The following is an 11,947-nucleotide window of genomic DNA, read 5'->3' as shown; positions in this document are numbered from 1 at the left end:
TTACTCCAGTAACGCTCTTCTTACGATGGCGAGTGGTATCATGCTGAATATCAGCGCTAACGTGATATATCACCACTGACCTGCACAGGTACGATAAAATCTCATATTTTCTGGTATGATAACGCCAAACCGCTTTTCAGTCAGCCCTTTCCCTGTTCGAAGCCCATCCCAGCGTCAGGCGCTCATTGTCACCATAGTCACGACAGGTGGTGATATCACTGTAACCCGCCTCGCGAAACAGTGCCCGTACCGCTGCCCCCTGTTGCCAGCCATGTTCCAGTAGCATCACACCATCGGGTGTCAGGAAATGGCGACCTTCGGCAATAATATGCGCGAGGTCAGCAAGCCCCTTATCGGCGGCAACCAGCGCACTTCTCGGCTCAAAGCGCACGTCACCCTCGGCAAGATGGGGATCGGCTTCATCAATATAGGGGGGATTGCTGACAATCATGCTGAACGGTTGCCTCGCCAGGGCGCTGAACCAGTGACTCTGCTGGATGCGGACATTGCTTATCGCCAGCCGTTCGGCATTTTGCCTCGCCAGCATTACCGCTGCGGGCATAACGTCAACCGCCGTTATCTGGCAGTCCGGCCGTTCACTGGCTAACGCCAGCGCAATCGCCCCGGTGCCAGTGCCTAAATCCAGGATCTGACACGGCGTGGCGGGCAATCGCGCCAGCGCCTGTTCGACAAGGCATTCACTATCCGGACGTGGTATCAGTGTGGTCGCGGAGACACGCAAGGGTAACGACCAGAATTCACGCTCACCGACCAGATAAGCGATCGGTTCACCGCGCTGACGACGCGCCAGTAACGCCTCAAGCATCGTCAGTTGCTCTGTCGTCAGCACCGTCTCATCAAAGGCGATGATCGCCGTTCGCGATTTCCCGGTGACATGCCCGAGCAAAATTTCCGCATCACGCCGTGGGCTTTCACTGGCGACAAGCGAGGCCGCAGCCTGCTGAAGCCATTGACGAAAGGTCATCATTCCTGTTCAGCGAGTGCAGCGAGTTGATCCGCCTGATGTTCCTGAATAATCGGCTCAATCAGCATATCCAGCTTGCCCTCCATCACTTCATCGAGGCGATAGAGCGTCAGATTGATACGATGATCCGTGACCCGTCCCTGCGGGAAATTGTAGGTGCGATTGCGATCACTGCGATCACCGCTGCCCAGTAAATTGCGTCGGGTGGAGGCTTCCGCCTGTTGTCGTCTGGCCACTTCTGCGGCGTGAATACGCGCCCCAAGCACGGACAATGCTTTCGCTTTGTTTTTATGCTGCGAGCGTTCGTCCTGACACTCCACCACAATACCGGTCGGTAAGTGAGTGATGCGGATCGCCGAATCGGTGGTGTTAACATGTTGTCCACCAGCACCGGAGGATCGGAAGGTATCAATACGCAGATCGCCGGGATTGATTTCCGGCATTTCTGTCTCGGGCAGCACCGGCATCACCACCACCGTACAGGCCGAGGTGTGGATCCGCCCCTGCGATTCGGTAGCCGGAACACGCTGGACACGATGGCCGCCTGACTCGAACTTCAGTCGGCCGTAAACATCATCACCACTGATTCTGGCGATGACCTCTTTAAAACCCCCGTGCTCACCGTCGCTGGCGCTCATAATCTCTACCTGCCAGCGCCGGGATTCTGCGTAACGGCTGTACATCCGGAACAGATCCCCGGCAAACAATGCCGCTTCATCACCGCCAGTACCGGCACGCACTTCAATAAAGGCATGGCGTCCATCGTCCGGGTCCTGCGGCAACAATAGCACCTGTAATTGCTGTTCCAGCTGGTCATTTTTATTTTTCGCGACGGCCAGCTCTTCCTGTGCCATCTCACGTAATTCGGCATCGTCAAGCATCGTCTGCGCCGCAGCGATATCCGCCTGGACGCTGCGCCATGCGTTATAACAACCTGCGACGCTATCCAGTTGCGCATATTCCCGTGACAGGGCACGAAATTTATCCTGATCGGCAATAATCTGCGCCTCTCCTAACAGCGCCTGAACTTCCTCATGGCGTTCGTTGAGAGCTTCCAGTTTGGCAATGATAGACGGTTTCATCGGTGTCAATTCACCCTGTTGTGAAAAAAAGAACTGCGCTATTCCAGCCCGAGGCTATTACGCAGTATTTGCAGACGTTCGTCATTTCCGTCACGTGCCGCCTGTTGCAACGATTTAGTCGGCATGTGGATCAGGCGATTGGTTAACTTATGGGTAAGATCTTCGATAACTTCCCGCATATCGCCCCCTTGTGCCAGTACCGCCAGCGCTTTCGCCGTCAGCTCTTCTCGCGTCTGTTCGGCGCGGGAACGATATTCACGAATGGTTTCGCTGGCCTCCTGAGCACGTAACCAGGCCATAAATTCATCTGTTTCCTGTTCCACAATCGCTTCTGCATGCACCGCCGCGACTTCACGCCGGGCGCGGTTATGCTGAATAATATTTTGTAAATCATCGACACTGTACAGGTAAGCATTGGCCAGCTTACCCACCGCAGGCTCAACATCTCTCGGTACCGCAATATCGACCAGCAACATCGGCTGGTTACGCCGTGCTTTCAGCGCACGTTCGACCATCTCTTTCTTAATGATCGGCAGTGGGCTGGCTGTGGCACTGATAATAACATCGGCCTCTTTCAGTCGCTGATCAATATCGCTCAGCGCGATAATCTCCGCCCCCACCTCTCCGGCCAGCGTTTTTGCCCGTTCACGGGTTCGGTTGGCGACGATCATTTTCCGCACCTGACTTTCCCGTAAATGCCGGGCAACCAGCTCGATAGTCTCGCCCGCGCCCACCAGCAACACCGTTACACTGTTCAGTGATTCGAAGATTTGTTGTGCCAGAGTACAGGCGGCGAAAGCGACAGAAACGGCGCTGGCACCGATATCGGTTTCAGTGCGTACCCGTTTGGCCACCGAGAAAGACTTCTGAAACATCCGATCCAGTTCACTGACTTTGCCGTGCCCGCGGCTGGAGTCAGCAAAAGCCTTTTTTACCTGTCCGAGGATCTGTGGTTCACCCAGTACCAGTGAATCGAGGCCGCTGGCGACACGCATCAGATGGCTGACCGCATCGTTGTCCTGATACCAGTACAGGCTATAACGCAGATCTTCCTCATTGAGATGATGATAATCACATAACCAACGAATCAGGGCTTCACGCAAATTATCCTGTTGCGCAACACTGAGATATAACTCCGTCCGATTACAGGTTGAAAGCACCACCCCACCCTGTACCATTGGCTGAGCCAGTAAGCTCTCCAGCGCTTGATCGAGCGTATCAGGCGAAAACGCAACGCGTTCCCGCAGCGCGACAGGGGCTGTTTTGTGATTAATACCAAGAGCTAAAAGGGTCATAGTGAGGGAATAGTACCAATATTACCAGGGTTAGTCCGCGCTATCATACAGGATGCGCAGAATCAATAAAAGAGAAGCCCACGTTTGCCATCGTCCCAGCCAGATAACGGAAACAATGAATGATAATTTTTTCAATTTCAGCGGGTTTGTACATGGACTCCATCATCGGGTAACGCTAAATGGTGGCGCCGAACAGTTGATCCCTTTAAGCGCACTCTGCACGGAGTGTGTGATCTGATCAACTGCCAGAAGAATACCGATCATAGCATCTGTTCTCCGTAACGAACGACGCCTGATGCGGAAAATGATTCATAAAACCTGCGATAAAAATCATGCCCGCCGACTGACCACCATGCTGATGCTGCATCGGGGTGGCCCAGCGCTGTCTTCGCTGCCGGTTGTTACCTGCGCGGTGTGATTCCCGTTGTGGGAATCGGCCTGCCATGCCCTGTACGTCGGTCAGTTCGCGTGGCAGGCCGGAGGCGTCGTTGTGATACTCGTAGACCCGTGCCTCTTTTTTATCTTCGCCTGCCCGGTGGGTGACCTGCGCCAGCGGGGCGAAGCCGTGCTCGTCTTCGTCAATCCACAGATGGCTGCGCGGGTCGCTGATTTCATTCAGCAGCCGGTCGCCGTCCCAGATAAAAACGGTTATCCCGCTGGCGTCCTGTTTCCACGTCCGGCGGCCAAAGACATTATAGGCACCGTGCGGTGTTGCTTTACGGTGATATTTAGCTGGATGCGATTATAGTTATACAGAATGATTTACAAGAGTTGATGGATATACAGAATTATTTACAAGATCTCTTTAAACAATCAATTAATCGTTGCACCTCTTGATACTCTGAATCAGCAAATTCTCTGACCCTGTAAATCATTCTGTGTAACTGCCACCGTATTAAAGGACCCGCTCAGGCGATCACCAAACTCAATAATAAAGCGACTCATTGCCAGTCGCCAGTTCTGGATCGGCATACTCCATTTTTTTGAGGCTGACTGGATTGCCAGATAAATCACTTTCCGTACCGAGTCGTCTGACGCCTCCTTGAGGATGCCGGGGGTAACTTCTTTGCCTATTGCGACCGAAAGGTCTCGCAAAATCCGATAAGTCAAACGACGCGTGGAAGTTCGCTTTTTCCTGCCCAGCGGCTGACAGCTTGGGTGACTGTTCGTGGCTCATAGCCCGCGTTAAGCGCGAACTGGCGCAAGCTACTGCCTCGTTCACCGGTATCGCGCCGACGATATCGAGCCCGCTGTGCACCATCTCGCCCCACTCGGCTCACCAGTCGTTCTTCACCGGCGGATTAGCGCTGCCGCCATCGACCGTGTCGAGCGGCGGCGGCACATACTGCAGTTTTCCGATGGTGTTGCCTTTGCGCATGACCGTTCCCTGTGCTGAAGTAAGGCGTGGATGATTAACCTTTTATTATTTACGGATTTACCAGCCAGGTACCCGGTTGTGTAATATTCAGCACCTGCGTGCGGGTTTTGCCATTGTCCTGTAGATCTATCGTGAACTCACCCACAGGCAGACTGAGCATCGCATAACCATCCGATGCCGGATGCACGGTTTTCAGCTCGCCATTGACCGTCAGGGTCTCACCGTCCAGCATACGAATATAGACTTGTGCGATCGGGCTGGCAGCCACTGAAAGCGGAGCGTTCTCCCCGTCTGACGGCGGCGTCTGATCGTTAAGCGGAGCCACTTCGGGGGCATGTGTCGCGTCCTCAACTGGCGGCGTTGCGCCAGGTGTGCCAGCAATGTGCGCTGGCGTATCATGACCGCCACCACTCAACAGTATTGCGCCTGTGGTAATGCCCACCAGCAGTACAGCAGCGATAATTGCCGGGATCTTATAGCGTCGCCAGTCTGGCGACGGGACTATTTTTTCTGCCACTGGCACCGGCTCCTTCGCCGGTTTTTTTGTGACCAACACCTCTTCAATCCCGGCGACCGGCATCTCAATCAGCGCGGCAAATTGATCAATAGATTGTGGCCGATCAGCGATATTCAGTGCCAGCGCACGGTCAATGGCGTTGAGTAGCGACAGGGAATATCCCTGTGGTCGCAGCTCCACCAGTGGTTGACAGGTATCCTCAATCGAACGTACCACGCTAACCGGCGGCGGCGAGCCAACGATCAGGGTATGTAATACCGCACCGAGCGCATAGATGTCAGTCCACGGCCCCTGTTCGCTTTCATTATCGTCAGTATACTGTTCGACTGGCGCAAAGCCGGGTCGCAACATGGTTTCGGTCTCATCAGAAAGGCTTCCGATAGTGCGACGGGCTGAACCGAAATCGAGCAGGATCGGCAAGCCGTTATCCTGTATTTGAATGTTATCCAGCGAGATATCACGGTGCAGGTAGCCTTCATCGTGGAGCGTCTTGATGGCTCCCAACAGCATTGGCAATATATGGCGGATCCAGGTTTCGTTGATGATTTCCGGTCGCTCTTCACGCAGACGCGAAAGTGTCGTACCGCTATAAAATAACGTTCCCATATACGCGGTATCGTTTTGTACCCAGAAACGCAGCACATGCAACAGGTTTGGGTGATTAAAACGCGCCAGCAGTCGTGCTTCCTGTATGAAACTGTTCAACCCAACGGAAAACGCTTTGCTGAAGCGCTCACTGCGCAGTACCAGCGCCATATTCTCACCACGTACCGCCAGTGAGGCAGGCATAAATTCTTTAATCGCGATCGTGCGTTCGAGCTGATGGTCCCAGGCCTGGTAGACAATGCCGAAGCCACCACCACCAATCACTTTTTTGATTTCAAACTCATTAAAACGATACCCGACCGGTAGTGCGTTCGGGACAGCCCGATTATTATCCGTCATCTTTTCCAGCTCTCTTGATGATTATTACACAGCAAACTGACAGTGAAATTCACCCTGCTCACAGCGCACAGACAGATGTCGGTACTGTTCGTCGCTGCGACTGGCGGTAAGCAAAATCTGGCTTATCCGCGGTAGCAGGGTGTTGGTCAGGATCGCGTCCACCATTCGTCCCCCTGACTCTACCTCGGTACAGCGCTGAACAATCTGTTCCACTACACTGTCATCAAATACTGAAATAATGTTGTGGTTTTCTTCCAGTCGACGCTGAATGCGTTTGAGTTGCAGATGTACGATCTGCCCCAGCATCGCATCACTGAGCGGGTAGTAAGGGATGACCAGCAGGCGTCCCAGTAGCGCCGGTGGAAATACCTGTAATAGCGGCTGACGCAGCGCACCACTTAACGCTTCCGGTTCAGGCATCAGTTGCGGATCGGCACACATGGCGCTAATGAGCTCCGTTCCGATGTTGGTGGTCAGGATAATAATCGTATTACGAAAATCAATGTGACGATCCTCACCATCCTCCATCCAGCCTTTGTCGAACACCTGGAAGAAGATCTCATGCACATCCGGGTGCGCTTTTTCGATTTCGTCCAGCAATACCACGCTATAGGGGCGACGGCGCACGGCTTCTGTTAACACACCGCCTTCGCCATAACCGACGTAACCCGGCGGGGCACCTTTTAAGGTAGAGACGGTGTGTGCTTCCTGAAATTCACTCATGTTAATGGTAATCACGTTCTGCTCACCGCCATATAGCGACTCGGCCAGCGCCAGTGCGGTTTCGGTTTTGCCGACCCCGGAGGGGCCACACAGCATAAATACGCCAATCGGTTTGTTGGGGTCGTCGAGCTTTGCCCGCGAAGTTTTTACCCGCCGGGCGATCAAGTCGAGGCCGTGGCGCTGCCCGATGACCCGCTGATTGAGGGTATCGGCGAGGTTCAGTATCGCATCGATCTCGTTTTTTACCATCCGCCCCAGCGGGATACCGGTCCAGTCAGAGACCACCGCCGCGACGACGTTTTCATCCACCGCGGTAAACAGCAGTGGCTCATCGCCCTGTAGACTGTTCAGCGCCTGTTGCTGGCTGGCAAGCTGAGTGCGCAGTTCCGATGCTTCGCCCTCATCGGCGGCAAACAGCGCGGCCCGCAGACGGATAATCTCACTGACCAGGCTGCGTTCCTGTTGCCAGCGTTGTTTTAAGCTATCCGCCAGGATCTGGCCGCTGTCGCGCGCCGCAGTGAGTGTCGCGATGCGTTGTGGATCGCCCACCCCCATACGCGCTTCACGTTCAGCAATCGCCAGTTCGGTCTCCAGCGCAGTAAGCTGGCGCAGGCAATCCTCCAGTTGTGCCGGTGGCGCACTCTGGCTGACGGCGACCCGGGCGCAGGCGTTATCCAGTAAGGCGACGGCTTTATCCGGCAACTGGCGGGCCGGAATGTAGCGATGCGAAAGCTTGACTGCCGCGCTTACCGCTTCATCCAGCAGCAGCACCTGATGATGGGTCTCCAGTGGCGAGACGATACTGCGCAGCATCCGTATCGCTTTCGCTTCGTCCGGTTCGTGAACCTGCACCGTCTGGAAGCGGCGGGTCAGCGCCGGATCTTTCTCAATATATTTTTTGTATTCGGCCCAGGTGGTGGCGCCGATAGTGCGCAACTGTCCCCGTGCCAGCGCCGGTTTGAGCAGATTGGCCGCATCGCCGGTTCCCTGCTGTCCCCCGGCACCAATCAGGGTGTGGATTTCATCGATAAATAAAATTATCGCAGTCGTACTGGATTGCACTTCATTAATCAGTGCCTGCAGACGGGCTTCAAATTCCCCTTTCATTCCCGCGCCAGCCTGTAACAGTCCGATATCCAGTAACCATAACTGGATATTCTGTAGTGGCTCTGGCACATCCCCTTCAACAATACGACGCGCCAGCCCTTCGACGACCGCGGTTTTACCGACCCCGGCCTCCCCAGTCAGTAACGGGTTATTCTGGCGACGTCGCATTAAAATATCGATCATCTGGCGGATCTCTTCATCGCGGCCGACGACCGGATCGATTTTTCCTTCACGCGCCCGCGCCGTCAGATCCTGGCCATAGCGAGTTAATGAGCTCTGCGCGACAGGCGGCGCATCGGCAGGGATCGCCTGGCTGGCATCGTCCGGTTGCGCCTCTTTGCTGTCTGCACAAATGGTCGCAAACTGTTCAATCAACATGCCGCTGTTAATCCGGCTGAACTGCCCGGAGATGCTTTTCAGTACATTGGCCAGATTGCCGCTTTTGAGTATGCCGATCAGTAAATGGCCGCCGCGAATACGGTTGACCGCAAATTTGAGCGAGCCATATACCCAGGCACATTCCACCGCACTGTCGATATGTTCTGACAGGTCGGAGACCGAGCTGGCGCCACGCGGCAGCATATCCAGCGCGAGCACAATATCGTCGGTCAGCTGTTGCTCATCAAGTGCAAAGTAGCGGATCACCTGTTGTAGATCGCCATCCTGCTGTTGCATCAATTGATGCAACCAGTGTACCAGCTCGACATAGGGATTACCGCGCAGCTTGCAAAATGCGGTAGCACTTTCCAGCGCGGTAAATAAGTGTGTATCCAGTTTGCCGAACAGCACGGCACGGCTGATTTCTGACATGTTGGCTTCCGTTGGTTTGAAATTTATTTTTCTGCGCGATAAATCAGATCACCACGCGCGATCGGCTGTGGCTGATTCCCCAGCCAGGTGCTATATCCCAGCCGTCCGCCAGTGCCACCCAGCGTGACACCCCGCACCGCATCGGCGCGTAATATCACACGAATTTCTCATTCAAAATCGATGCCAGCGTACTGGCGTACCCAGTCTCGTAAGGCAGTGACACTGGCTTCGCCCGGCAGAAAGCGGTCATACGCTTCTGCGCTGAGCGGGCCCATGTCGAGCCGAAATTTGTGCTGTACATCACGCACGGCGATGCCGAGAAACGCCGACTCTCCGAGGCGCGGCAGACGCCGTCCCTGACCTAACTGCGCCTGTTCATCACGGGTGAGCGGCATCCATTGCGGCACATTCGCGACCAGTTTGACCGGAATGTTAAAATAGCCGCTCAGGATCTTTTCCAGTCCTTGTGGATCGCGTCCGTGGCGCGAGAGATGCCCGGTCCAGGTAAAGCGTGCATGGCTACTTAAGCTCCCTTTCTTCATCTGACCCGGCTGGCCCATCCCAATCAGCGAGGCCAGATAGCCCTCAAACCGATTGTTATCGCTGCGATCAAGCGAAATAGCTGGCTGAGCATCCGCCCAGGCATGGTAAAACAGTAGCGTCAGACGGTGGTGGAACAGGTCAGCAAAGGCGCTCAGGCTGGCATCCTGGTGATGCTGGAGACGTTCGCGGGCATATTCTGTGATATGCAGCGGTAGCGGGCCGTTAGGGCCAAACAGGCCAAAACTCAGGATCGCTATCTCATGCAAGCCGTTTTCGCCGCGCTGGCGAGCAGCGGCCAGGTTGGCATATAATCCCAGCAACTGCCGTAGTGCTGCAGCGCCCTCTTCATTTTCGCCATCCATCAGGCTGAGGTAGTTCATCTGTAGCTGGCTGATGAGCCGCCAGGTGCTGAACCCTTCCGCCAGTGCCGGTATCGGTGAGGTCGGGCCTTTACGCAGGGTGAGGGATTTTACCGGCATCGAGTCAGCCACAATGAATTGCCCCAGCTCCTGCTGTAACATTAAAGGCAAGTCACGGCTGGTACAGAGCACTTCGGCGGAAATATAGCGCAGCGTATCCTGCCAAGGCGCATGCTGGGCATCCACCAGCGAGGCGAAGACTTCGGAACCGATATACCCGGTGCGGGTGCCATAATGCAACGCATGTTCAGACAAGACACGCTGTTCACGGCGTAAGGAAAAATAGGCGCCATAATTGCCGCTATCGCCGCTCCAGGTGTGCCAGAACGGGCGAAAGGTCTGGTCGTCGTGCTGGCCATCCTGACTGCCATAGATTTTGTTTACCGCGTAAATTTCATAATCCAGTGGCCGGATGTTATCCACCACCAGGTGATATTCGTGCTGCCCTTCATTGAGCTTCTGGCGGCCCCCATCTTAGGAAACAGGTTGATCACCGGGGTGCAGTGCAGTGCCAGATGGCTGGCATCGATGATGCGTTCCAGTTGCTCGTCAGATTTATCGAGCAGGATAAAGATATCGAACGCTTTTTCGCTGTCACAGCGCTGAATGAATTTGTCCAGTCCGCTAAGAAGGGGAGCCAGAAATAACGACCATTAACGATGGTTTCGCACACCGGCCCGAGACGCGCATCACCATCCATCAGCCAGGCAAATTGTTGTGGCGGCGCGTCTTCAAACGTGAGCTGACCACGGTGAGCCGTTGCCTGCTCCAGCGCGGTCAGGCGCAGGGTCTTTGCCTGGGCGTCGTCTGCGCTGAAGGCATCCATGAGCAGGGTCATCCATCCGTCATCGGATACCGGCATGATCGGCCGAGCCTTACCAGCGAAAACCTGCTCCCGTTGCAGCTCGCCTTGTATTGATTGCTTAAGTAACGTCACCGTCGGTTTGGTCTGCGGTTTTAGCGCCAGCCAGCTTTTTAACTGGGTCAGCGCCCGTGTCCAGTTGCCATCGAGGATCAGCAGCTGGACGAATGCAGCACGCAGATCCGCGTCAGCCGGTTTGGCTTTGATATCGGCTTCCAGTCGCAATAAGGTATTGCTGAGCGAGTCACCCGCCAGGTATTGATAAAGCGAATTCATAGCCATTCCTTACTCTGCCGTCCGCCAGACACCGACCGCCGGATCACGTAACTGAGGGCGGAGCGTGTCAATCAGGATAATATTCAAGGGGGTTTCCGGGCTAATCCACCGTTGCCAGATCTGTTTGACAGCGGTAATATGTGCCTGCAGCTTGGCGTTATCACGGGCGGTTTCTGGCGAGATCGCCATCGCTATTGTGCCGTTGCTTTTCCAGACATTGAGGGTGTTGTCATAGGGCAGGATCATCCAGCTTTGCCCGCTCTCCTGGGTGCTGAACACCATCCGTTCGTTATTTACCGAGGCGATTAATGCGTTTTTCGCATCGACACGGCTATCCAGCCCGACCACCGGAAAGCCGTGAACATAGGTGACGGCGAGCTCTTCCTGCACACCGTTGCGGATCTGTGAGATCACGGTGTGACCATTCAGCCAGCTACCGTCACTGCAGCGTGCCAGGCCGGAATCGGGGATAAACAGCGCCGAGGCGGTAGCGCCTCCCTGCCAGAAGGTGCGCAGATGACAACCATCCTGGAGGGTAAACTCCTGCCACGGTGTCCGGTCGGCAGCCACGGTATGGGATTCCGGGTCCTGCTCCGGCGGCAGTAACGGGTCACTGGTCGCCGCATAGACCGGTGCGCTCTCCGGCGACTGGACTATCGGCCCCCATCCCTGCGCCTGACTGGCGCTACCCTGCATGAGCATGACGCCTGCCGGGTTATTGAGTGTCCAGTGCAGGGTATTCAGTTTGCCGCACTGATGTTCGAGCAGTGAACCGAGACGCGGCAAAAAGTTTTTCAGCACCGACAGATCTTTCTTACCGTGCGCCACGATACGCAATGTTACATCAGACTGACACCAGCTTTCGGGCGTATTGTCCCTGATGTCGTCGATCCAGATATCCAGTTTTTGCATCGGCGACTGCACGATGCGAAAATTTTCAGCTGCTGCGCTCAATGTCACCGCAACAAGTGCCAGAGCCGATAGCCAGAGTTTCATATCACTCCT

General features: G+C 55.1%; 9 protein-coding genes and 4 pseudogenes. 2 read left to right on the top strand and 11 right to left on the bottom strand.

The features are described from left to right. Nucleotides 1-136 precede the first annotated feature (136 nt). The 3 genes from prmC to hemA are packed head-to-tail and all read right to left on the bottom strand — an operon-like array spanning nucleotide 137 to nucleotide 3,362. Nucleotides 137-985: a peptide chain release factor N(5)-glutamine methyltransferase gene (gene prmC, locus PT300_09340; protein ID MDF7680767.1), complete on the bottom strand. Its 849-nt coding sequence runs from the start codon at nucleotides 983-985 to the stop codon at nucleotides 137-139. Further along, nucleotides 985-2,067 carry a peptide chain release factor 1 gene (prfA, locus tag PT300_09335; protein MDF7680766.1) on the bottom strand — a complete coding sequence of 361 codons (1,083 nt, stop codon included), beginning with the start codon at nucleotides 2,065-2,067 and terminating at the stop codon, nucleotides 985-987. The genes prmC and prfA overlap by 1 nt, the downstream gene beginning before the upstream one ends. A gap of 38 nt (nucleotides 2,068-2,105) precedes the next feature. Then, a complete protein-coding gene (gene hemA, locus PT300_09330) occupies nucleotides 2,106-3,362 on the bottom strand; it encodes a glutamyl-tRNA reductase (protein ID MDF7680765.1) in 1,257 nt (418 codons plus the stop codon). Nucleotides 3,363-3,615: 253 nt separating this feature from the next. Here hemA and PT300_09325 point away from each other — a divergent pair. Together PT300_09325 and PT300_09320 are read left to right on the top strand one after the other, a co-directional pair. Beyond that, nucleotides 3,616-3,750 (top strand): annotated as a pseudogene (locus PT300_09325) (hypothetical protein). 102 nt (nucleotides 3,751-3,852) lie between these two features. Then, a complete protein-coding gene (locus PT300_09320) occupies nucleotides 3,853-4,110 on the top strand; it encodes a hypothetical protein (GenBank protein MDF7680764.1) in 258 nt (85 codons plus the stop codon). 98 nt (nucleotides 4,111-4,208) lie between these two features. On the opposite strand, the pseudogene PT300_09315 reads toward PT300_09320, so the two are convergent. The 8 genes and pseudogenes from PT300_09315 to PT300_09280 all read right to left on the bottom strand — a co-directional run bounded on the left by PT300_09315 (nucleotide 4,209) and on the right by PT300_09280 (nucleotide 11,938). Then, a pseudogene (locus tag PT300_09315) lies at nucleotides 4,209-4,397 on the bottom strand (hypothetical protein). Between the two features lie 392 nt (nucleotides 4,398-4,789). Further along, on the bottom strand, nucleotides 4,790-6,202 hold the full coding sequence (locus tag PT300_09310; GenBank protein MDF7680763.1) for a serine/threonine-protein kinase: 1,413 nt from the start codon (nucleotides 6,200-6,202) through the stop codon (nucleotides 4,790-4,792). A 24-nt stretch (nucleotides 6,203-6,226) separates the two neighbouring features. After that, a complete protein-coding gene (gene tssH, locus PT300_09305) occupies nucleotides 6,227-8,842 on the bottom strand; it encodes a type VI secretion system ATPase TssH (protein MDF7680762.1) in 2,616 nt (871 codons plus the stop codon). 23 nt (nucleotides 8,843-8,865) lie between these two features. Next, nucleotides 8,866-9,672, bottom strand: a pseudogene (gene tssG / locus PT300_09300) (type VI secretion system baseplate subunit TssG). A gap of 51 nt (nucleotides 9,673-9,723) precedes the next feature. Continuing rightward, nucleotides 9,724-10,227: pseudogene (locus PT300_09295) on the bottom strand (type VI secretion system baseplate subunit TssF). Then, complete coding sequence (locus PT300_09290; protein MDF7680761.1) at nucleotides 10,185-10,373, bottom strand: type VI secretion system baseplate subunit TssF; 189 nt, start codon at nucleotides 10,371-10,373, stop codon at nucleotides 10,185-10,187. Before PT300_09290 ends, PT300_09295 begins: the two are co-directional and overlap by 43 nt. Then, nucleotides 10,295-10,942 carry a type VI secretion system accessory protein TagJ gene (locus tag PT300_09285; GenBank protein ID MDF7680760.1) on the bottom strand — a complete coding sequence of 216 codons (648 nt, stop codon included), beginning with the start codon at nucleotides 10,940-10,942 and terminating at the stop codon, nucleotides 10,295-10,297. Before PT300_09285 ends, PT300_09290 begins: the two co-directional genes overlap by 79 nt. 9 nt (nucleotides 10,943-10,951) lie before the next feature. After that, nucleotides 10,952-11,938 carry a hypothetical protein gene (locus tag PT300_09280; GenBank protein ID MDF7680759.1) on the bottom strand — a complete coding sequence of 329 codons (987 nt, stop codon included), beginning with the start codon at nucleotides 11,936-11,938 and terminating at the stop codon, nucleotides 10,952-10,954. Nucleotides 11,939-11,947: the final 9 nt, after the last annotated feature.

The organism is Enterobacteriaceae bacterium ESL0689 (assembly GCA_029433525.1).
Classification (GTDB): Bacteria; Pseudomonadota; Gammaproteobacteria; order Enterobacterales; family Enterobacteriaceae; genus JAQTIF01.
The sequence above is the reverse complement of the archived record's forward strand: the minus strand, read 5'-3'. Positions and strand labels throughout refer to the sequence as shown.